This is a genomic window from Undibacterium pigrum, from assembly GCF_003201815.1.
GTDB lineage: Bacteria > Pseudomonadota > Gammaproteobacteria > Burkholderiales > Burkholderiaceae_D > Undibacterium > Undibacterium pigrum.
The window spans coordinates 318,001-340,592 of the sequence record NZ_QJKB01000007.1; the positions used below are offsets into that span (position 1 = coordinate 318,001).

The window sequence follows — 22,592 nt, forward strand, 5'->3', positions numbered from 1 at the left end:
GGGCAAGTACCTACAAACGCTGCAGAAATGCAGCGTTTTTTTATGTCTGAGCTACAAAAAATATCAGTGGCTATCAGTCTGAGTGGATTGGGACATCTGGACAAGACAAGCGTTGCTCCAGTCAAGCCCAGAGATGGTGACGTTCGTTATGCCGATGGCATAGCGTGGAACCCTGGTGCTGGAGTGGGAGTGTATTACTACAAAGGCGCAACATCTTCGTGGGTGTTGCTAGGTTAGAAATGGAGGTGCTGACACTGCTTGATCTGCACCTGCAGTATCAGCAGGAAAAGGATAAAGGAGCAGAAATGAAATTGCAGCGAACTCATGACATGAAAACAGTGAAAGAGATATTGTCTCATCCAGCGATATTTCCCCATATCCATGAAGATGGTTTAAAAGAAATCGAACCTCCTGATAGTGAAGAATTTCATTGGATATTGATTTCTGACCAAGAAGGTGCAGCTGGAGTTTACATGGTTCACTATCATAATCAGTCTTGTGTGGAAATGCATACGTGTCTGCTTCCCAGAATCTGGGGAGCAAAAGCGAATGATTCTGTCAAATTGCTGAGTGAGTACTTATTTCATCAACTTGGCGTAAGAAAAGTAATAACCAACGTGCCAGCTTACAACAAATTAGCACTCAGATTCGCAAAAACGAATGGAATGAAAATTGAAGGTATCAATCGTGAAAGCTATCTGAAAGATGGCAAATTGATTGACCAGATTATGCTCGGTATGACAAGAAAGGAATGGATATGCCAGTCGCAGGACCAGTGATAGCATCGGTAGCAGGTGCAGTAGTCAGTAACGCCATGAATAAGGGAGGATCGTCTTCATCGGCACCCAGCAGCCAAACCGTAAGAAATGAAGTTGACCCGCGTATGGCCGCGATGTTGTACGGCACGGGAAGAACGTTGAAAGAGGGGGCAAAATCAACAGGCATCGACGAGAACGGGCAACCCGTTTATGCAGACTCAGATTACACGGCGGGTACGCCAGGGTTGTTGAGCAGGTTCCAGGGGTATCTGGATCAGCCACAAAATGCAGGTTTGGCTATTTCTAATCAGGCCGCGGATAACTATGTTGGAAAATTTTCAGCTTACGATTTCGAGCAACAACGAAATAGTGCTTTGAATCTGATGAATAATCCCCTGACATCGCCTCACATGCTGGCGGCTTACAGCAATTATTCGAACCCCATGCAGGCAGCAATAAGCTTCGCGCCCAACGCTTACGCTGTTGAAAGCGCAAGAACGATGACTGCAGCACCCGCAGCACAGATCAACGCACCCAGTCAAAACGATTTAAATCTTAATCCTGCGTTGGGAAACTTAATTTATGGTGAACAAGGAAATAACCCTTACCTTGCTGGTGCTATTCAAAAAGGTTTGAACCAGAGTTCTGCAAATTTTCAAAATCTCAAAGATGACATGTTAACCAGTTTCAAGCAGGATTTGCTACCATCGATCCGTGGAGATGCTATTGTCAATGGCCAATATGGCGGCTCCCGACAAGGTTTGGCGGAAGGCAAGGCAGCTGATTCGCTGACGCGCAATTTGACGCGCACGTTATCTCAGGTCGCTCAAAATCAAACTGATGCAGCGGTCCAGGCACAGGCGCAACAATATGCACAAGACCGCCAAAATCAACTCACCGCTGCCATGGGTTTATCTAACCAGCAATATGGCGTGTCAGGTGCAAATGCTGCAGCGACAAATCAAGTTAACCTCGCGAATGCAGGCATGATTAATCAAGGCAATCAATTCAATGCCAATTCAATTAATCAGTCACAACAACAAGCATATCAAGCCATGGCCAATTCATTTTTGCAAAATGCTCAGTTGCAACAGCAAGCAAACATGACTAACTACCAGGGTGATCAACAAATGAATCTTGCCAACCTGAATAATCGTCAACAGGCCAACATGCAGAATGGCGCATGGCAGCTAAGTACGAACCAGTTGAATAGCCAGAACATGGCAGCAGGTGCCGGTTTGCTTGGTGGAATACAGAACAATATTTATAATCAAGCCATGAATGCGAATGATACTGGTATCAATCGAGCTATGAAAGTGAATAACCTGATCGCACCTTATGCGAATCTTGGCAGTACGCAAACTACCAATGCAACTGCGCCGATGTATCAAAACCAGGGTGCAAATCTCCTGGGCGGTGCGCTGGCAGGGCTTAATTTGTACAAACAATTCAGCGCCGCAAATACACCTGCCAATGCTGGTAGTGGATCATAATAATTGCAAATTAAGACTGACATGATGTCTATTCTTGTCAGTCGGGCCTCATTACGATTGCCAGGAAAATTCATGCAATGTCGTTTCAATTGCGGCTATCCAATGGTGCGCTGGATTACTACCTCGCAGAATAAAACCAGAGTACTCGCAGTTATTAAGTACTCAATACAATAAATAATGTGCCCGGTATGCCAGGCACTACCTAATAGCTATACCAGGATATTTGAACTTTAAGGACTATTATGGGATTACTCGATCTATTTTCCAACAGTGAAAATGATGCGCAGTCGCAAGCACAAATGGCAATGGCCGCCGCCTTGCTACAAGCTGGTGGCCCGTCTCGTACACCTATTTCCATGGGGCAGGCCTTGGGTGGGGCAATGCAGAGCTATCAACAAACATTGCAAAGTGCGAAAGACCGACAACTGCAACAAGATGTATTGCGCAGCAGAGCGGCTTTTGACAATGCCAGGTTACCGTCAGCGATGCCGCAGCAAATAAAACAGTCAACAGCCGGATTCTCTTTGCCACTCAATCTTGATTCATGGCGACGCGCTTTGCAAGATGATCCGACGAAATCATATCTAGGTGGCAGAAAATATTTTCCTGACATGCCCCCTTTAATAAGTGATGCTCTCGAGGTAAATACGTCGGACAATTATTCTCCATCTTTGTGTCGTCGTTGACGGCAACTCACTCAGGTTGTTAAAAAACCCGTGGTCCAATGTCAGTTGAAAATAATAAGATCAAATATAAAGCTGACACGTCTGAGCTAGATCATTTAATAAATAACCCGCTTCGGCGGGTTATTTATTTTGAATTGAGTTCACGCTCTTTCAGTGCAAATTTAAATTAAGCCAGCATTTGGTATTGGCTTGAGTATTTTACAAGCATCAAATCTTCAGATGGCCGGATACGGAAATATCGTTCCTGAAATTAAAAAATCATCAAGGAATCCTTATATGAAACTACCAGATCATGCTGAAACTGCCGCAAGTCATGTGGCAGAAGCGATTGCCAGCAATCCCAAGACCGCGCTCGCTGTGCCAGCGATCACCACAGCAATAGCACCTTTGACTTCGATTGCCGAGATACAAGGTTACTTATCCATTGCATCTATGCTGATCGGTATAGGCATTTCACTGATCCTGCTGCGTCAGCGCTGGATTAGCCTGCAAACCGCAGAAATTGAAAGACAAGAAGCAGAACAACGCTGGAAAGAGCATCAACATGAATAATTTTGACATTTGCATTACCCCCATACTCAAAAATGAAGGTGGCATCAGCAATCACCCTTTGGATGCAGGCAAACTCACCAAATATGGCATCAGCCAGCGGAGCTACCCCAAACTGGATATCGCGGCACTCACGGCAGAACAGGCCAAGTCACTTTATAAGCGTGATTTTTGGGATGCCAACCAATTGGATCAATTTCCTCTCATAGTCGCATTTGAATTCTTTGACTGTGCGGTCAACTGCGGAGCAGGCACGGCAGCGAGATTGTTACAACGTGCCGTCGGTGTGGCTGAAGACGGTATCGTCGGCCCCATCACTCTGGCAGCAATTGGCAAACTCAATGCTGACAAACTGGCCAAGCGCATGCTGGCTCACCGCATGCAGTTCTACACGAAATTATCCAACTGGCCCAGCTTTGGCGCAGGTTGGGTCAACCGACTAGCAAACAATGTTTTATGGGAGAGCAATCATGTTTGAAAAAATCAATGCAGTTATCAATCTTTTTCGCAAAGGCAGTGAGGTCAGCAATGTCGAACTCTGGAAAAACGGCGGCATCTCAGTCGCCGCCCTGGCGGCAGCATTGGGTGCGCTGGCACAATTCGGTGATGCATTTGGCATCCACTTGGCCATCACGTCAGAACAGCTCAATGGTATTGCTATTGGTGTCGTCAGTTTTGTTGGCGTCGTGCTCCCAGTTATCACCTCTAAAAGAGCCGGCTTACTGCCAGCAAAAGCAGGGCAACCAACTCCAATCGAAGATCATAGCTTCATGGACAACATGCCAGCAATATCAGCACCGGTGGCAACGACCACCTTGCCGCACCAGTCTGACACCGCAATTGTCGACAGCGACAACCCGCTTGCCGGGCTCGACACCACATTCCGTGGCTGATTCAGCCCGCGGCTATCTCAATTCAACCGATGGCGTCACACTGAAATATGCATGTCAATTGAAAGGAAAAACCATGCTGCAAATAGCCGCAACCACATTGCAAATCATCAGCTTTCTGGCTGAGCACAAAGAACAGATCAAGAAGCTGATACTCGACATAGAAAGCCTGATCCCTGCGACGCCAGGCAACAGCAAGGCTCTGATCATACGCAATTTCATCGCCACCAGTCTGAATGTGGAAGCACTAATTGAACAAGCCTGGCCTTTCGTCAATGGCTTGTTCAGCGATCTGGTCGCAACGACCAAACGGCCAGGTTAGACAACTAATTTTCGAAGCATAGAGAGAAAGAGGCTGCCCGGTTTTGGGTAGCCTCTTTTTTTTACAAAAAAATTAGCGTTTTATTGAGAGCTATGCATACGCACCGACAAGAACAGGCGTAGCGAATTCATTTTTAGACGGAAAAAAGCAATGGTAAATTTTCAAAGAATTTTTGGAGAAGATGGACTTCCCTATCTCATTGATACATCAAATGAAGGGGCTAATGAAAGTTATTTTCCTTGGAGTACTGGCAATGATGATCTCGAACTAAGGTCAGATCCCCCGCCATTTTCTCGTGGCATGGGTATAGATTTTGGTTACGGGCAAGATATGGCTCGTTTCAGGGAATTTCGACCGGAACGCCTGGAGCTAACTGGCGCAATATCTGACCCGGGTGAATTGGCGAAATCAGATTTTCTGCGTGCAGAGAAGACTGGATATCGGGATGGTGATTTTGCGAGGCGTGACTCGGGTTTTAGTAATGATGCTCCAGTTTTTATGCAGGAATTAAAAAACTTCGGAGATGCCAGGTCTTTGGATAGATATCTGGGAGGGCCGGGAGACGTTGGTAGCACGCGAGAGTTGAAATTTAACGGGATGATTACCCAGGCTCGCATTGATCCAGGATTTACACAAAAAATTAGAGCTAAACAAGGCTTGTTGGGGCGAATTTCGGCGAGACTGGGATTGAATGACGAGCCTGAAGAAGTCGTTATGAGTTATGCCTTGCCTAAGGCGTCTAAATATTCGGATCTGAACGCAAAGAGAAATCCTAGCACTAGAAATTTAGAAGACGATATTAAGAAAAATGATTTCTATAAAAACGCAGAAGAACAGTGTGTTCCAATTGGCGTGTACTCAGCTGGCATCACAAATAGTCCTTTGCAGTCGTATTCAATGGGGCGATCTTTGGCTGAGGAACTTGAATTGCAGGGAACGCCATATATTATGACTAACGCATATAACGCCACTCATGGGAAAGTGCGGGATGGGATTGAATCAGCGTTGGAAAAAATGGGCATGACAAGCAACGCTGAAATTGGGACTCGTCTGGCAATTGAAGAAGCAATTGCTCACAATAAAAAACTCAAGGCTTGTTGGGGCGACGATGTTAAAACAAAAGTATTTGGGCATAGCCAAGGTACCATCATAGCAAATAAAGCGGTTGGTGCGCTTGATGATGACCAAAGGGCCAATGTCGACCTTGTGAACCTGGCACCAGCTACAGCTTATGTCCCTGCAGGTTTGAATTCCTTTAACGGTGTTGGAAATATCAACGACACTGTCTACCGAAATTTTGGACGAAATTTCATGACCTCCGGAGGCATACAGGCATCCGATAACTTTAAGAAAAGCAATCTTCAGAGGCCCGGTTCTTACCAATTTCATGAAGTTAATTTTAGAGTTGCCAGAGATGGCCAATTGTTGAAAGATAATGCGAATCACAGTCTCCCGTACTATCTGTGCAATTCTGAAACCCGTCAAAAATTGCGTTGGCCTCAATTAACTGATGAGCAAGAAGCAGATTGTAGATTGGCTCCATGGGTAGACACAGAGTAGAACATTGAGTCGAATGTGAAATTGGAAATCGACCAAGTCAAACCTTTTCGTCAGCGTCTGATTTAATTATCTGATTGCGGATAACAATGGCCCTTGCTAGACAAAGAATTTGCGAAGCAAATCGAGAAAGAGGCTGCCGAACTAGGGCTGCCTCTTTTTTTACAAAAACTAGCGCTTTATTGATAGCTTTGCACAGGTATAGGCAAGAGCAGGCCTAGCGAACTCATCTTAAGAAAGAAATTAACAATGACAAATTTCCAAAGAATTTTTGGAGATGATGGACTCCCTTATCTCATCGATACATCAAGTAAAGGGGAAAATAAAAGTTATTTTCCATGGAATTCTGGCAATGACGATCTCGAACTAAGGTCAGAGCCGCCACCATTTTCTCGTGGCATGGGTATGGAATTCGGTTATGGACAAGATATGGCTCGTTTCAGAGATTTTGAACCAAGTGCCCCTGATTCAATTGACGCGATACTTGATTCAAGAGAGTTGGCGACGTCAGATTTTCTGCGTGCAGAAAAGGCGGGCTATCATGAAGGTGATTTTGACCTTTACGACTTCGCCGCACCAGACAATCGATTTGGTCGGGCTGCTTTGCAGGAGAGAAAAAAGTCCACTCCCATGAAGAAAGTAATGCAGCAGAGAAAAGAGGAGAGCGCACGAGATAGGCAGCTCCTTCCAGTGAATACAACTGCTGATATGTCGCTCTATTCTATGCCTTCGTCCGGCAATGGCATTGCTGGCATTGATAAAGGGGCTAGTAATCGTGGACTCCTCAATCAGGAAGATATGCGCATGATGCCAAGGTATTACACGGCATTTCCGAGTCAAAAGCCTGGTCATGTATATAGCCCGCACCTTAATCGTCAAGATATTGTCAATTTTTATTCAGGAAAATGGGACGGTTTGAAAAGTGGAGCACAGGACCTGATTGATGGGATACCGAAAATTCCATCCGCATTAGGTGCCATGGTCAACGATTTTCCAACTGTTTCTATTGAAGGTGGTAAGCGCATGCAAGATGAGCAGCGCCGAGCATTTCTGGACGCAAGAAGCGGTGATTTCAGAACCGCAGGTATTGAGGAAGGGCGTGTTCAAGGAAGTTCATTAGCTGGCACGGCATTGGGCTTTGGCGTTGGCAAGACCTTGAGCTTAGGTGCTCAGTCGGTAAATGCTATACGACGAGCCAATATAATTGCAGCTCAGGAGAAAAAATTAATCAACGCTGAAAGAATTGCTAATAATTTCGGTGCTGATAGTGGATATGAACCATATGTATATTCATTGCTTGCTACACCAGGCACCAAGGACTTGATGGCAAATATTTCAAATCCTCTTTTACTATACGGTCATGTTGGATACAGTTTTGATCGGGGTAATACGATATATGGTCACGGCCCTAAAATAGTGAGTGACATAGAAAATGCAGGAGCAAGGCTGCGAAAAGGAGAGGTCGTTCCCGGTATCATAAATAAAGATAAGGAGTTTTTTGAGAGTGCATTGGAAAGTAAGCTGCAAGCTCGAGGTGGCTTAGGTAAGCAGACAGTATATAAGCTAGACCTTCCCGTTACACGTCCACAATTTGAATTTGCGCAACAGCTTCATAACTCACGCGGTGTGGGAGTTACATTGCCTGAGTTTCCTTATTCATTTAAGCCTGGAGGTGGTAGGCAAGGTCCGTATAATTGCGCAACATATCCAGCAAGTTTGGGTCTGCCAATACCGGAAAATTCAGGTACACTTTTGAAATATATTCCGAAAATGATTGACGCTGGCGCTGTGCCCTGGAAGTAATGACTTTATTTTTAACGTGGATCTATATTGAAGATGCAATATTTGTAGACAATCGAATGAATTTGATTGCATACACTGCGTGTGTCTTTAAGCCTGTTATTCGTATTCAGCAAAAGATAGGATGAAATGTTTCTATTTATCGATTCTTTCAAACGACTACTTAAATATAACGACCTGATACTCGCAAGACTTCCACATGTGGAAGACGACGAGAGTGTTCTGGAGCTAGGTACTATCTATAGGACTAAATACTTATTCAGACATCGCTATTTTAGCTTTGGACATGAACAGTTGAAAGTTCAAGGCTGTGGTGAAGCTGGATGGAGAGAGTTACCTAGTTATAGTGGCGAGCTTGGCTTATTTTTCCTTCATAGAACTAGTTATGATACCGTCTATCAGAGCTATCACATTCCTGTCGAGGTACATGAAGACGGTGTTTGGTGTTTGATACATCAGACATCCGTCTGGAAATATGCAGACGTGCCTTCACTCTTAAAGTACAAGAGTAAACCGGATTTATCACGTCTTGATAAAAATGGCCAGCCGATTCATTTTTGGGTGAAATTCTCAGCACTTGAAACCTATCTCAAAAACATGATTGTGGATATCGACAAAAAGAGTTATGAAGAATTCGATGTTCAGCCAGTGCAACCATGGCTGGAGAAGAGCGTGTAATATTTATTGGACTGTGTAATAGCTAAAATTGAAGTGCTTGCCCCATGCTTGATGATCATGACTACGTTGCAAATGCTCTCGATAGCCCCGGTATCTCAAAGCGTCTTTGTGAATCTGGCCTTGCCCTGATGCGCCGGCACATTCCCTTCTTTCTCGATTCACTGTAGCAGTCCGCTAGTGCATTTTCCCAGTCCAGGCAATGCTTGTTTTTACGTGCATAAGTAGCATGGCCTTTATTCGGTAAGAGCGGACTATGATCTGCGAAAATTAACATCTGATAAACCACACTGGTCAGATAATGGAAATTAAAAAGACACTCATGCTATCAATGGGATTATTACTATCGCAGTCAATATACGCGGCGACAGTTCTTGATGGAATTGTAAAAGTATTTCCTGATAAGCCTCCCTTGCTATTTACAGCTGGAGTTTTGTCTGAAACGGATGAAATTCAGGCTGAATTTGTCGGGAGGGATGGCAAGCCACAATGCTGCACAAAAGCAATAATTGAAAAGGAAATCCGATCGCCATCACACATATAACAAAGTGATGGCGATTCTCTTTCTGCATTTTAAAAAATATTCAAACTTCTCTCCTTGCTACTTATCGTGGTCGTTGGGGATCGAAAGCACACTTCTGGTATGCAATTTCATCGCCACTAGTTTCAATGCGAACACACAAATTGAACATGCTTGAGCGTTCATCAATTGCTTGTTCAATGGTTTGGTAGCGCTTATTAAACCATTCGGTTAGACAAGGTATTTTTCAGACGTAAAAAAGAGGCTACCCGGCTTTGGGCAGCCTCTTTTTTTTATAAAAATTGGTACTCTGCTTATGGAGATGGCTTTGAAAATCCTTATCACAGTGTTACTCTTCCTGATGGCATGACTGATCGGGAATTTATGAATCGTATTGAAAGTTATCCAGGCTGGAACCGAGGATTGTGGTTCCCTTGGTTGAACGACTGTCACAATGATTTGGAAAAAGCTTTTAAACATGCTGGAGTTCCTTATCCAGGGGCGCCAAACGGGCGTCTCGACATAGATGAGACTGTCGAAAGAATTGCAAATGAAGCTCGGCAATGGGCTGAAACTCGGACTAATGGAGGTAGGCGTCGATGAATTTTTTTTTCTTGCGGAAGTGTGTTTTGATCATTTTGATTTTCTTAATCACATCATGCCGAGGCACGCACTATGTTGGGCAACATTTTTATTTTCCTGCAGGAGCAAAACCTGATGATAGGGATTGGATCTACCATGGCTATGTTCACATGTCCCTGGTTGATCAATGGTTCGATCTGAATGAAAAGAATATAAAAATATTCCTTTCAAACAGAGATGGAAAAGAATTCAAGTTGGATCAATTTACGGTAATGTCCCGTGGTTTGAGCGTTGAAGCCATATGGGAAAAAGAAGATCTGTTGGTCATCACTTTTACTGAAGACGAAGGGCCACCTATAATTGATGGCAAGCCCGATTTTACGCAGCAATCAAAACAGGGAAAAGTAATAAAGAAAATTACCTATAATCCAGCTGCCAGATTGCAATTTAAATAGTAAATCCTGAACATACAAAAAGCATTGCCACCAGCTTGAATATGGAAGCGAAAATTGAACAAGCCTGGTCTTTCGTCAGTAGCTTGTTTAAGGAGACGGTAGTCACGACGAAGTAATTTGGCTAGACGGAGTATTTGCAAAGCATGTTGAGAAGAGGCTGCCCTAACTTGGGCAGCTTTTTTTTTGTTTATAAAAATTAGCGCACTGTTGATAGCTAAACAAAAGCCCAGGCAAGGACAATTACAGCAAACGCATTATAAAAAGGAAAAAAACAATGGCAAATTTTCAGAGAATTTTTGGAGATGATGGGCTTCCTTATCGCATCGATACTTCAGGTGAGGGAGTCAATGAAAGTTATTCTCCATGGAGCATGGGCAATGATGATCTTGAATTAAGGTCTGAGCCTCCAGCATTTTCCCGGGGTATAGATATGGATTTCGGGTACGGGCAAGACATGGCCCGTTTCAGAGAATTCCAGCCGAGCCACTCAGAACCTGTTGGTGTGATATCTGATGCGGGTGAATTGGCGAAATCGGATTTCCTGCGTGCAGAAAAAGCAGGCTATCAGAATGGTGATTTTGACAGGAGTTATGTGAGTAAGGATGGTGACACGATGACTGCATTGTTCAGGAGAGAATATGGCTACAAGCCAAGCGCGAATGAACTGATTCAATATGCCAATCTGAATGGCATGAGTAGCCCACATCAGCTGTCTTTGAACAGGGTGATTACCAGTCCTGATATTGATCGATTGCATCAGACGCAAGTGAGCAAGGATCAGGTCAATGACTATTGGAAGCAAAATGATGTTTTCAATGAGCGAAAACGTATGGCCGTCAGAGATGATCCACTGACTAGCTGGGCTCATATCAATGGCACTCAAGAAGAGAGATTGACGGATCGCAATTATTTGGCAGCCATGAGAGCAGCGGATCGCAGACCAACAATGGAAAATGCAAGAAGACTGGGGCTGTATTCATCAATTGATTCAGTGCACACTCCCTCAAAGCGTTGGCACCCGGAAGTTATGCCTACCAGTGACCCTGGATCTGGTTTTGCAAATGGTGGGACAGAAATAGTGGCTGTGAGTGATGAACCTCCCATCGGATACCGTAATGAAATGAGAAATGCTGTGAATGCCAGCGGACAGTTTGTTAACGGCGTTGGAAGGGGCGCTGTCAATGGCACCCCTAAATTGTTGGCATCAGCGGTGAATGGATGGGGATACATAGGCGCAGGCTTATACGATCAATTCTTGGGTGGACCCCAAAGCAATCGTCTTGGTCAGGCCTTTGAGTTTGGCAAGAAATATGATGGTGAATTGCTGCCTTACGATAGTGACTTGAGCAGATGGGGTGGGCACATCGGTGAGTTCTTGAGCCCGGCGATTTCCGCCAAAGCACTGACATTCGGCAATGAGGTGAATAATCAACTTCGCATTGCATCAACGGCTGCCCGGGACTGGAAATATGGTGCAATGGAACGGCAAATATTGAATGACGCAGGGCTAGGCAGGCCAGCATTGGCTGACGCTAGCATCCCATCATCTGATGAGTTAAACTATTTGGCAAAAAATACATTGGATTTTAGTAGTAAACCGAATGCTGCCATTTTTTGGTCAGGTGATAATATGAATCTTGCTCAGCGGTTCGGACGACTGACGGGGAAAACTACACTTGAACAAACATCTGGTGGAAGATATCTTGATGATCTTAAATTATTTCCAGTGAGGCCTAAGAACGGGGCGAATGTTTCTGCGGAGGACTTGATTCGGTCAAAAATGGCGGCAAAAGATGCGGCTAAAGTGTTTGATGTTGCTTCAGCAAGGTTCGCTCAGGAAGCAAAGGGAAATGTAAATGCGTTTACCTTTGGTGCTAAAAGGATGGGCCCGTATGGTGAGCGTACTTGGTGGCGTGTTGAACAGCCTATTTTAAAGAATCAAAATCCAGACTTTCCAAATCCAAACATAAACGCCATTCGTCAATGGCGGTTTCCATGGGAGCTTGAGCAATGATTATTTTTCCATTTTGTGTGCTGGATATCGAATGGTATTCCTTTCGACGGCAGATAAAAGAACAAAAAGAATATCCCCCAAGTAGAGACGAGCATGGCTGGTACTACATTACCATACTGCACAGAGGTGAGTCGCTGCTATATACAGATAAACATGGCTCAACAATGATCGATTTTGAGATCAGGACACCTTCTTGGGTATCGGCAAGTTCAATCAAGCGCTGGAGTCGCTTTTGGAAGATTTCGGACCAACAACGCAAACTGATTTTGGATAGAGTCGTTCATATGTTTGGAGCCGATGCGGAAGGTTGTAAAATCATTGATTGACGTGATCCAGGTAGTGGACACAATCGTGTGTTGGCATGATTGTGCCTTTGCTTCTGTATTGCTTGAAGCACGATGAAAAAGTCGCTGACCTGACAAAAAATAAATATGTAAAAGTCATTATGTATTTGGCGAAATTTCTTACTTCAATTGCTATCTGTTAAAATGCTGGTTTTGTGAAATTAATGAATCAAACAGGTATTCAAGCTCTTTGCGTTAGCCGCAAAAGGTTTGGCGATTGCCGCAATCCTGGCCTGAATTTGTTGTCTTGCACGTAACTCTCTCTTCTTTCCTGAATTCCCGTATGTCTGATTCCAAACCTGCTGACGGTGTAAAGCCGCTGTTTTATGATCCTACCGAGCGTCGCATCCGTAGCTTTGTCACCCGCGCCGGACGCTTGTCTGATGCGCAGGCCAGGGCATTAGAAAACCTGAGCCCGCGCTTTTGCATCCCTTACCAAAAAGCGCCGCTGGATGTGGACGCCGCATTTGGTCGCAATGCGCCGACAGTGTTTGAAATTGGTTTTGGCATGGGTGAGACCAGTGCCAAGATTTCTGCTGGCATGCCTGAGAAAAATTTCATTGGCGTGGAAGTGCATACGCCCGGTGTAGGCAGCCTGCTCAAGTTGACGGATGAAATGGGTTTGCAAAACCAGCGCATCATCCAGCATGACGCCTTTGAAGTGCTGACGAACATGATCGCGCCAGCGTCCTTACATGGCATACACGTGTTTTTCCCTGATCCCTGGCACAAGGCTCGCCATAACAAGCGTCGCCTGATACAGGGCCCGCTGGTGGCCTTGCTGGCCTCTCGCCTGGCACCTGGCGGGTATCTGCATTGCGCGACAGACTGGGAAGAATATGCAGTGCAGATGCTGGAAGTGCTGAGTGCGGAACCTGCACTGGAAAATACGGCTGATGGCTATGCACCGCGTCCTGACTATCGCCCTGTGACAAAGTTTGAAAACCGTGGCTTGCGCCTTGGTCACGGCGTGTGGGATCTGGTGTTTCGTAAAAAGTAATATCAGAAAAAACAGGTTTCTGTTTAATGCAGAACCTGCAAGGCAGGCCTGGTGCGCAAGTCGCGCCAGCGTGCTTCAGTCTTCCAGCGTACTGCCCATTCTACAAACTGGTCTGCCGGCATGGGGCGGGCGATGCCATAGCCCTGGGCCAGACGGCAACCCAGTTCCAGCAACTTGGCACCATGTGCCATGGTTTCGACGCCTTCAGCGATCACCTGGCGGTCAAAAGCACCTGCCAGGCGTATCACACCCTCGACAATGTCCAGATCTTCAACATCAGTCAGCATGTCGCGGACAAAGCTCTGGTCTATCTTCAGGGTATCTACTGGCAATTTGCGCAGATAGGTCAGCGACGAATAGCCAGTACCAAAATCATCCAGCGAGAAATGTATGCCCATCTGGCGGCAGCGGTTAAGTATGGCCACGGCCTGCTCCATGTCTGCAATGGCAGCAGTTTCCAGCACTTCCAGCTCAAAATTACTGGCTTCAAAATAAGGGTGTACACGCAAGGCGGCTTGCAGATAATCACAAAATTCCGGGGCAAGTAAATGATGGGCGCTGATATTGGCACTGACACGCACGGGGATACCACGTAGTTGCCAGTGATAGGCTTGCTGTATGGCTGCCTTGATGACCCATTCTCCCAGGGGTTTTTCTAGCTTGCTGCCATAGATATGTGGCAGGAATTCACCTGGTGCCAGTATGCCGCGGTTGGGGTGTTGCCAGCGTATCAGCGCTTCTGCACCGACGATTTCGCCTGTGATCAAATCTACCTTGGGTTGGTAATACAGGATGAATTCATCATGGTCCAGCGCAATTTCCAGTCTTTCCAGTATCTGCCTGCGCTGTTGTGCCTTGCGGTCGCTTTCAGGGTCAAACAGATGGTAGCGATTTTTGCCAGCTTCCTTGGCCAGGTACATGGCATGATCAGCGTGGCGTAGCAGGGTGTCGGCATCAACATTGTCATCAGGGTACAGGCTGACGCCTATGCTGGCCGAGATGCTGACAGATTTCAAATCTATCTGTATGGGTTTGCTGATGCCCATCAGGACGCGGTCCAGTATCATGGCGCTTTCTTCTGCCGACGAGATATCTGACAGCAGCACCGCGAACTCGTCGCCACCCAGGCGCGCGAGGGTATCATCTGCACGCAAGACATGCTTGAGGTTTTCTGTCACGCCTATCAGCAGGCGGTCACCAACTGCATGGCCGTATTTGTCGTTGATTTCCTTGAAACCATCAAGATCAAGATAGCAAACTGCCAGCGACTTATTGGTACGGTTGGAACGGTTGACTGCTTGTCCCAGACGATCAGCCAGCAAGCGACGGTTAGGTGCGCCTGTCAGCGGATCATAGTGAGCCATGCGGTCCAGCTCTGCTTCATGGGTCTTGAGTTCGCTGACGTCAGTGAAGATACCAATATAGTGCTGAATTTCACCAGTCGCATCGCGCACCGACGAAATGGATAACAGCTCTGGGAAAATCTCACCATTCTTGCGCTTGTTCCAGATTTCACCGCGCCAGAAATCATCTTCCTTGACGGCATTCCACATCTCTGCATAAAAACTGGCATTGTGATGACCAGAGGCCAGTATCTTGGTGGACTGGCCGCACACTTCTTTTTCTGTATAACCAGTGATACGGGTGAAGGCCGGGTTGATCTTGGTGATGCAGCCCAGAGGGTTGACGACCATGATGCCTTCAAAGCTGCTGGAGAAGACAGTGGCAGCTTCACGCTGTGTCAACTCCATCATTTTTTGTGCTGTGATGTCAGTATGTGTGCCAGACATGATGAGGGGCTTGCCCTGTGCATCCCACTCCACTATGGCGCCCCTGGTCAACACCCAGCGCCATTCACCAGATTTGGTGCGCAGTCGCAATTCCAGTTCATGGCTGGCAGTCAGACCTTTGATGTGCCTGTCCAGTGAGGCATGTGAGGCTTTCAAATCATCTGGATGGATATGCTCAGACCAATATTCAGGGGCAACCTTCATTTCACCAGGCTCATAGCCCAGCATGGTTTCCCAGCGGGCGCTGACCTTGAAAGTGTTGGAGCGCAAGTCCCAGTCCCAATACCCAAGATTGGAGCCGAGCATGACACGCTCCAACCTTCGCTCTCTTTCCAGCAATTCAGCTTCAATGAGTTTTTTCTCATTGATATCGGCAAGAGTGCCAACAACGCGCAGGGCTTTGCCATCGCTATCACGGCTGACGACACGGCCGCGTGTATGTACCCATTTGACCTGACCCTGCTTGGTCACCAGGCGGTATTCAAAATCAATATCATCACAATGTGGCGTTCGAAAATCTGCAATGCACTGCAAAACCATGGACAAGTCGTCTGGATGGATCTTGCGTTTGATAAATTCCAGATCCTGACTATCTTCTTCTGCAGTATATCCGGTCATTTCAAAATAGCGTTGCGAGCGATATACGGTGTTGCTGGGCACATCCCAATCCCACAAGGCTTCACTGGTGGCAGCAATTGCCATCTGCAAGCGTTCTTCACTCGCCTGCAATTGCATGGCAGCCATCTTGCGTTCCGTAATGTCCTGTACGCTGCCATGCAGCCTGATGATATTACCGTTTTCATCTTGCAAGGCCTCACCCCTGGCGATGATCCAGCGATGGCTGCCATCTGGCCTGACGACTTCTGCATCGCAAGCATACGGAAAGGAATTCTTGATCGCATATTCGACGGCTTCTGCCAGCCCGGTCCAGCTCTCTGGTGTGAAGTACTTTTGTACTTCAGGATAAGTGGCTGGTGGCAGGGCAGGGTCGCGGCCATAGATCGCGTATACTTCTTCCGACCAGGTATGTACATCGGTGCGTACATCCCATTTCCAGCTTCCAACTGCGGCAAGGCGTTGCGCCACTTTCATTGCCGCCTCGCTTTCTTTTAGCGCTGCCTCGGCTTCCTTGCGCTCGGTAATATCGCGGGCAATACCAAACAGGCCCTGCGCATTGCCAGACTTGTCCAGCATGGGGCCTTTAGTGACCATGAACACCAGGCTTTTGCCATCAGCTGTATCGATATGCTCATCATAAGAGCGTACCTCACCACTGCCGATAATGTTCTGATCTATCTCCCCTATCTGGCGGGCTGACTTCTCCGGGAACAGAGCGTAATCGTCCTTGCCTATGATTTCCTGTACGGACTTGCCCGCAAACCTGGCTGTTGATTCATTTGCCAGAACATAGCGGCCCTTGAGGTCTTTGACAAAAATGGCGTCTGAAGTGCCACGTATGATGGCGTCAAGCAAATTGCGGTTGTTTTGTACTTTCAACAGCGATTGCCGCAATGCTTCACTGAGGATGCTGACGGCAATGCCGTTGACCAGCAAAAAGCCCATTTGCAATATATCCTGAGAGTTCTTGATGGCAAAACTGTTCACAGGGGGAATCACAAAGTACATCAGGCCAAGGCTGGCGATGGCGGTGGAGAGTAATCCCGGTCCAAGACCGCCCAGCATAGCACTCAGGATGATAGGCAGAACAAACATAATCAGCATGGGCCGGTTTTCAAAGCCAGGTACCATGGCGACACGTAAGAACAACACAGAGATGGGTAGTGCAATTGCCAGCAAATAGATGGGCCAGCGTATTTGTTTTTGCGGTTGAAATGTGGCCAGCAAGGGCCCGTCCATGGCTTCCTGTGCATAGGCAGGTAATTGCGGCACAGCCCGCATTGCCAGAAAAAACAGGGCAGTCGTGATGATGACAAAAAACACACCCTTGATGGTGGACAGCCAGGTAATAGCCTCGATATCACTGAAGCTCGTCAGCAGGCTGTCAGACAAAAATATCCATGCAAGCGCAAACAGCAGATACAGCATGGTAACGATGCTGATATAGCGATTGCGTAGGGTAGTCATCATAAAGAACCCGCCATTTCAACATCAGTAATGAAGGTGAAGCCTGGTGTATGGTGCGTACTAAACCGGGTATCTGTACAAGCCCATTATGTGGGCATGGTGAAGCATGCTTTGGACTCGGAAAATATTGCCTCAAGGAATTTTTCCAAAGAGTAACATGCCTGCATACCCGCTTACTACTAAGATGTGCTAAGTGTGTTTTTTTGTCAATGTACAAAAAGGCAAAATTTGTAAAATTGACATAAAAGCGACTGCAAAGAGAGTTTTTTCTGGCGGAGACACTAAAAAATATGCCTCAGGCCACTATATTGCTGAGCGGTGCCAGCAGGGCTTGCAAGTCTTCTGCGCTGAATTTGCTGGCAAAGGTAGTGTCGCTGCCCAGTACACCCTCGGCCAGCGCTGCCTTGCGTGCCTGCAGGCCCAGGATGCGTTCCTCTATACTGCCTTCAACCAGTAGTTTGTAAATGAAGACAGCTTGCTCCTGCCCTATGCGATGGGCACGGGCATTGGCTTGCTCTTCCACCGCAGGGTTCCACCATGGGTCCATATGGATGATGGTATCAGCAGCTGTCAGGTTCAGGCCCACGCCGCCTGCTTTCAGGCTGATCAGCATGATGGGTACTTGCCTGTCCTGGAAACTGGCGACCACCGTACCACGGTCCGCAGTAGCAGTTTTGCCGGTCAGCATCAGATACGGCAAATCCAGATCGCCCAGAGCAGTGGCAATCAGTTCAAGCATTTCCGTAAATTGCGAAAACACCAGTATACGGCGGCCCTCTGCCACCAGAGCAGGCAGCATGTCGCTGAGCATTTCCAGCTTGGCTCTTTCCATCTCTGGTGGCAAATTCTGGCCTTTCAGCAAGGCTGGATCGCAGCAGACCTGGCGCAGCTTCAACAGCGCATCAAGTATCGTGATCTGTGCTCCATCAAAGCCCTTGCGTTGCAGTACGCGACGTACCTGTTCGTCAGCCGCAACGCGCACACTTTCATACAATTCTCGTTGCTTGCCTTGCAGGCGCAGACGCTTGATGACTTCAGTGCGCAGTGGCAATTCTGTCGCCACTTCATCTTTGCGTCGTCGCAAGATGAAAGGGCGCACCCTTTGCGCCAGCAATTGCGCACGCAAGGTCTCGCCATTCACCTCTATGGGTTTGCGCCACAGCCGCGCAAAACTGCGCATGTCTCCCAAAAAACCTGGCATCAAAAAATCAAACTGAGCCCATAGCTCGCCCAGATTATTTTCCAGTGGCGTGCCTGTCATGCATAGCCTGTGTCGCGCGTTGATCTGGCGTACCGCATCGGCACTGCGGCTGGCGGCATTCTTGACTGTTTGCGCTTCATCGAGAATCAGCAAATGAAATTCCTGCGCCTTCAATATGTCGAGGTCGCGCCATAACAAGGGATAAGTCGTCAGCACCACATCTACCTGTTTGATCTCGGCAAACAAGTCAGCGCGCTCTGGTCCTTGCAGCGTTAATACGCGCAGGGCAGGGGCCATGCGTCTGGCCTCGGCCTGCCAGTTAAAAATCAAGGAAGTCGGCAGCACGATGAGGGCAGGGATATCCAAACGGCCCTGCTGCTTTTCTATCAGTAAATGGGCGAGTACCTGCGCAGTTTTCCCCAAACCCATATCATCAGCGAGTATGCCCGCCAGATGCTGCTCGCGCAGATATTGCAGCCAGGCTACGCCATGCAATTGATAGGGCCGCAAAGTCACTCCCAATCCATCTGGAGCAAGTACTGCACGCGGACCACCAACCTTCTTCAGACGTTGCGCCAGGCTGCGCAATCCCACATCGCCCTGTAGTTGCCAGCCACCATATTCACCTGCACGTGCAGGCTGGCTATCCAGCAGGCTGATGCGCAAAGCTTCCAGCCGGTAGCTGTCCCAGGCCGACAAGGGCACTGGCCCTTCCATCTGCGGCCTGTCAGTCAGCAAGTCCAGCATGTGGATGACAATGGCTTTCAGCGGTGCAGCCATGGCATCAATGCGCTTGCCACCAGGGGCGCGCAACTGTATGACGGCCATATCGTCAATCAGGCGTATCTGTCTCGCATTCAGCCAGCGCGCATCGCGCTGCAACAGATGTGCCAGCATGGGCACCAGGTCCAGCACTTCGCCATCGATTTCTATCCCCAGGCTCAGCATCCATGAGCCTTCTCGCGCAGGCAGGCCTAGCGGCGTGATGATCTCCTTACGACCACGCATGCGTGATACCACCTGCTTGCCGGTGATGGCACCGGTGTTTTCATCGATGATAAGATGCCAGGCATCGACAGGCACGCTCTCATGTGCAAAACCAGGCCGCACCACGACTTGCCAGCCCAGTGTCTGCATCTCTGGCAATTTCTCTGCCCAGAAGTCAGCAAAAAATCCTTCCTGTACCAGACTCCACAGCGGGCCGAAATTTTCTGCAATGCTGTCATTGCGCCATTGCAGGCTGGCAGCGGGCAGGGGCTGCAGGGCAATATCCCAGACCTTGTCCAGGGCATCTGCTTCTGCTCCCAGATCGCGCAACAGACTAAGTGGCTTGCCCTCTTCATCATGCAGCAATTGGGTGGAGTGTGGTCTGCGGTTCAACAGGGCAGTGGGTGCCGGCGTTTGCCAGCGCAGGCCGCTATCTGTGTGATATAGCCAGTCAATTTCCACGACCGTAACACTGCCACCACGCGGCCCAAAGTCACCGCTGGGTTTCATGCCCAACAAGCCATCACCCCTGTGCAGGGTTTGCAGGGTGATGCGCGGGCGAAAATGGCCCGTCACTTCAGGCAAGCCACGCGGTGCCGGTTTATTTTCCTTCAAAGCGCGTCCGTATGAAATCCAGTTCACCAAACTGTATCTGGATATCTGCACCAACCGGCACAGTCGGGCTGCCTGCATAAGATCCGGTAATAACAGCCTGACCTGCCTGCAAGCCCAAGCCCTTGCTGCGCAAAAATTCTGCCAGCCAGTACAAGGGCAGGCGTGGCATGCCAGCAGGGTGTAGTCCATTCAGTGCGATGCTGGCTTGACCAGCGATGTTCAGTATTATCGATAACTGGCTGGTTTGCTGTGCCAGTTGAGTGTCAATCGCGGGGCCTAGCAACACCCCCTGATTAAACAAGCCATCAGCCAAATGCTCATGAAAAGTCAGTTGCTCAGCTTGCGTATAACGGCTATCAATCAATTCCAGTGCCAGCCTGGTTTCTGCTACTGCGGCATCAACATCGGCTGGTGTGTAGGGAGCAGCCCTGGCGGGTAAATCATGGGCCAGTATGAAGGCCAGTTCCGGTTCTATTTTGATCTGCCCTTCTCTGGCCCAGACCTTGCAAGTTTGCGCGCTGGCCTCATGCACGTCACTGGCATAGACAGGTGCCAGCACCCATTTGTCCGGTGCAGGCATACCACATTTCCAGGCGGCGATGGGCTGACCCACGAGCTTGCTGACTTCGCACTGTATGGCAAATGCCGTTTCCAGATTGGCTGGTCGTTGCGGCGCAGGCAGTGCTTCACCTTGCGTGCCGTTTAACCGTCTTTCCAGCAATATTCTGGCTGCCTCATGGATATGGTCTGGTTTCATGCACGTGATTTTGATAAGGATGAATGAGCGAAAGCAGGCATTTTATAATGCCAAGGTTTTCAATGCTGACTGCAGATAGGCAAACAGGCGATTATCTATACCCATGCGCAATTCCGGCTGTTCAGCAAAGGCTTGCTGGATTTTCTTTTGCAGCCTAGCGTTATTGCCCGCTTTTTTTAGCGACAGTGCTTGCCAAGACTTCGCCAGCTCTTGAACTCTGGGATGAGTAACACGACTGCCAGCAACACATTCCAGATGCAGGGCGGCAATCAATGCTGGCCAGGCTGCTGCGTCTGTCACACTATGCTGGCGCAATACTTCCAGCTCCTCTGAATCACAATAAGCCTCATACAAGGGCAGGCTGGCGCAAGCCAGAGCGCGCACCATATAATCCAGCGTAGCCTGGTCCAGGCCAGAGAATAATTGTAAAGCGGTTTCCTCACTTTGCATTTGATAAAACTTGATGAGTATGGCTTCGTCGCCTCCGCTTTCATCACGCATGAGTTGCAACCAGCGTAGACTCAGCGATTGCGCCGGCGCATTTTCTGGTGACACCTGTTTTTGCATAAGATCACGCAAGGCATGAATAAGTGCAGATTTGTCTGCCGTATCCACAGCTTTTCGCTGGCGGCGCAGGGCTTCAAGTTCCGTAGAAGTGAAATATTTTTCGCTATTGACCGTCATCTCCAGCGCCGTCAACCAGTCATCCACAACCGGTAGTTGCTGGCCAGTAAGATGTCTCGACAAGCTGAGTAAGTGATCGCGCAAGCTCAGAGCTTCACTCGCCTGCTTTTCCATCAGGCTGATTTGTTGCCTGACGATATCGTCCATGCTCACACTGCCATCATCAAGTATCAAGCGGATTTCTTCCAGCGACAGTTGCAGCCTTCGCAAAGCTTGTATACGGTAGAGGCGCAGCACGTCTTTGTCGTCATAGAGACGGTAAGTGTTGTCAGCTCTTACCGTGGGGCAAAGCAAACCTATCTTGTCATAGTGGTGCAGGGCACGCACGGTCAGGCCGCTACGTTTTGCCAGTTCACCTATCTTTAGCTTCATGAGCTTTGTTTATCCCTGTATTTGCTGATGATCACAGACTGGATCATAAACCCTGACCCCGGGTTAGGCTCAAGAGATGTGCATGAACTTAAAATTGTCAAATAAATATTGTTAATTAATAAATACTGTGCAGGATAAACACGGAATTTTAAAAATTGTTACATTTCATGACAAATTCATTTTAATAAAATTTTTACTTTTCTATAATGTTGTGATCTATAAATTTAGCTTACTAATTGCCATTTTGGCAATTGTATTTTTTGAATTCTGTCCGGAGTTTTAAATGGCCAACACAGCTGCTGATATCCAAAAGCTTTACATCGCTTATTTCAACCGTCCTGCAGATCCAAGTGGTCTGGCCTACTGGACAGCCCAGAATTTCACGCTGAACCAAATCGCTGACAGCTTCTCCAAACAAGCAGAATACGCTACCGTATTTGCTGGTAAAACAACAGA

Annotated in this window: 20 protein-coding genes; 16 read left to right on the top strand and 4 right to left on the bottom strand. The window is 47.7% G+C overall.

Annotated elements, in window-relative coordinates:
- The first annotated feature begins 42 nt into the window (after positions 1-42).
- The 16 genes from DFR42_RS20425 (at position 43) to trmB (ending at position 13,645) form a co-directional block, all read left to right on the top strand.
- Positions 43-237: a hypothetical protein gene (locus DFR42_RS20425; protein ID WP_146218923.1), complete on the top strand. Its 195-nt coding sequence runs from the start codon at positions 43-45 to the stop codon at positions 235-237.
- 2 nt (positions 238-239) lie between these two features.
- Positions 240-779, top strand: coding sequence for a GNAT family N-acetyltransferase (locus tag DFR42_RS20430; protein ID WP_110256875.1), 540 nt, complete (start codon positions 240-242; stop codon positions 777-779).
- Entirely contained in the window at positions 752-2,251 is a 1,500-nt protein-coding gene (locus tag DFR42_RS20435; RefSeq protein WP_146218924.1) for a hypothetical protein, read from the top strand. The genes DFR42_RS20430 and DFR42_RS20435 overlap by 28 nt, the downstream gene beginning before the upstream one ends.
- A 242-nt stretch (positions 2,252-2,493) precedes the next feature.
- Entirely contained in the window at positions 2,494-2,937 is a 444-nt protein-coding gene (locus DFR42_RS20440; protein WP_110256877.1) for a hypothetical protein, read from the top strand.
- Between the two features lie 276 nt (positions 2,938-3,213).
- Positions 3,214-3,489: a hypothetical protein gene (locus DFR42_RS20445; RefSeq protein ID WP_110256878.1), complete on the top strand. Its 276-nt coding sequence runs from the start codon at positions 3,214-3,216 to the stop codon at positions 3,487-3,489.
- A complete protein-coding gene (locus DFR42_RS20450; protein WP_110256879.1) occupies positions 3,482-3,964 on the top strand; it encodes a glycoside hydrolase family 108 protein in 483 nt (160 codons plus the stop codon). The genes DFR42_RS20445 and DFR42_RS20450 overlap by 8 nt, the downstream gene beginning before the upstream one ends.
- Positions 3,957-4,379 (top strand): hypothetical protein, encoded by a 423-nt coding sequence (locus DFR42_RS20455; protein ID WP_110256880.1) that lies wholly within the window; start codon positions 3,957-3,959, stop codon positions 4,377-4,379. Before DFR42_RS20450 ends, DFR42_RS20455 begins: the two co-directional genes overlap by 8 nt.
- A 73-nt stretch (positions 4,380-4,452) precedes the next feature.
- A complete protein-coding gene (locus tag DFR42_RS20460) occupies positions 4,453-4,698 on the top strand; it encodes a hypothetical protein (RefSeq protein WP_146218925.1) in 246 nt (81 codons plus the stop codon).
- Between the two features lie 150 nt (positions 4,699-4,848).
- Positions 4,849-6,258, top strand: coding sequence for a hypothetical protein (locus tag DFR42_RS20465; RefSeq protein ID WP_110256882.1), 1,410 nt, complete (start codon positions 4,849-4,851; stop codon positions 6,256-6,258).
- 246 nt (positions 6,259-6,504) lie between these two features.
- Entirely contained in the window at positions 6,505-8,058 is a 1,554-nt protein-coding gene (locus DFR42_RS20470; RefSeq protein ID WP_110256883.1) for a hypothetical protein, read from the top strand.
- Positions 8,059-8,184: 126 nt separating this feature from the next.
- Complete coding sequence (locus DFR42_RS20475; protein ID WP_110256884.1) at positions 8,185-8,733, top strand: hypothetical protein; 549 nt, start codon at positions 8,185-8,187, stop codon at positions 8,731-8,733.
- A gap of 298 nt (positions 8,734-9,031) precedes the next feature.
- A complete protein-coding gene (locus DFR42_RS20480) occupies positions 9,032-9,274 on the top strand; it encodes a hypothetical protein (RefSeq protein WP_146218926.1) in 243 nt (80 codons plus the stop codon).
- Positions 9,275-9,879: 605 nt separating this feature from the next.
- On the top strand, positions 9,880-10,287 hold the full coding sequence (locus DFR42_RS20490) for a hypothetical protein (protein WP_170133603.1): 408 nt from the start codon (positions 9,880-9,882) through the stop codon (positions 10,285-10,287).
- 274 nt (positions 10,288-10,561) lie between these two features.
- Positions 10,562-12,301 carry a hypothetical protein gene (locus tag DFR42_RS20495; protein ID WP_110256888.1) on the top strand — a complete coding sequence of 580 codons (1,740 nt, stop codon included), beginning with the start codon at positions 10,562-10,564 and terminating at the stop codon, positions 12,299-12,301.
- Positions 12,298-12,627, top strand: a complete 330-nt coding sequence (locus DFR42_RS20500) for a hypothetical protein (RefSeq protein WP_110256889.1) — start codon at positions 12,298-12,300, stop codon at positions 12,625-12,627. The genes DFR42_RS20495 and DFR42_RS20500 overlap by 4 nt, the downstream gene beginning before the upstream one ends.
- A gap of 301 nt (positions 12,628-12,928) precedes the next feature.
- Positions 12,929-13,645, top strand: a complete 717-nt coding sequence (gene trmB, locus DFR42_RS20505) for a tRNA (guanosine(46)-N7)-methyltransferase TrmB (RefSeq protein WP_110256890.1) — start codon at positions 12,929-12,931, stop codon at positions 13,643-13,645.
- 23 nt (positions 13,646-13,668) lie between these two features.
- On the opposite strand, the gene DFR42_RS20510 is transcribed toward trmB, so the two are convergent.
- The 4 genes from DFR42_RS20510 to DFR42_RS20525 form a co-directional block, all read right to left on the bottom strand.
- Positions 13,669-17,523: a PAS domain S-box protein gene (locus DFR42_RS20510; protein WP_110256891.1), complete on the bottom strand. Its 3,855-nt coding sequence runs from the start codon at positions 17,521-17,523 to the stop codon at positions 13,669-13,671.
- Positions 17,524-17,815: 292 nt separating this feature from the next.
- Positions 17,816-20,323: a DEAD/DEAH box helicase gene (locus DFR42_RS20515; protein ID WP_245937030.1), complete on the bottom strand. Its 2,508-nt coding sequence runs from the start codon at positions 20,321-20,323 to the stop codon at positions 17,816-17,818.
- A complete protein-coding gene (locus tag DFR42_RS20520; RefSeq protein WP_110256893.1) occupies positions 20,310-21,080 on the bottom strand; it encodes a fumarylacetoacetate hydrolase family protein in 771 nt (256 codons plus the stop codon). Before DFR42_RS20520 ends, DFR42_RS20515 begins: the two co-directional genes overlap by 14 nt.
- Before the next feature lie 42 nt (positions 21,081-21,122).
- Positions 21,123-22,136, bottom strand: a complete 1,014-nt coding sequence (locus DFR42_RS20525; RefSeq protein WP_110256894.1) for a MerR family transcriptional regulator — start codon at positions 22,134-22,136, stop codon at positions 21,123-21,125.
- Between the last annotated feature and the right edge of the window lie 456 nt (positions 22,137-22,592).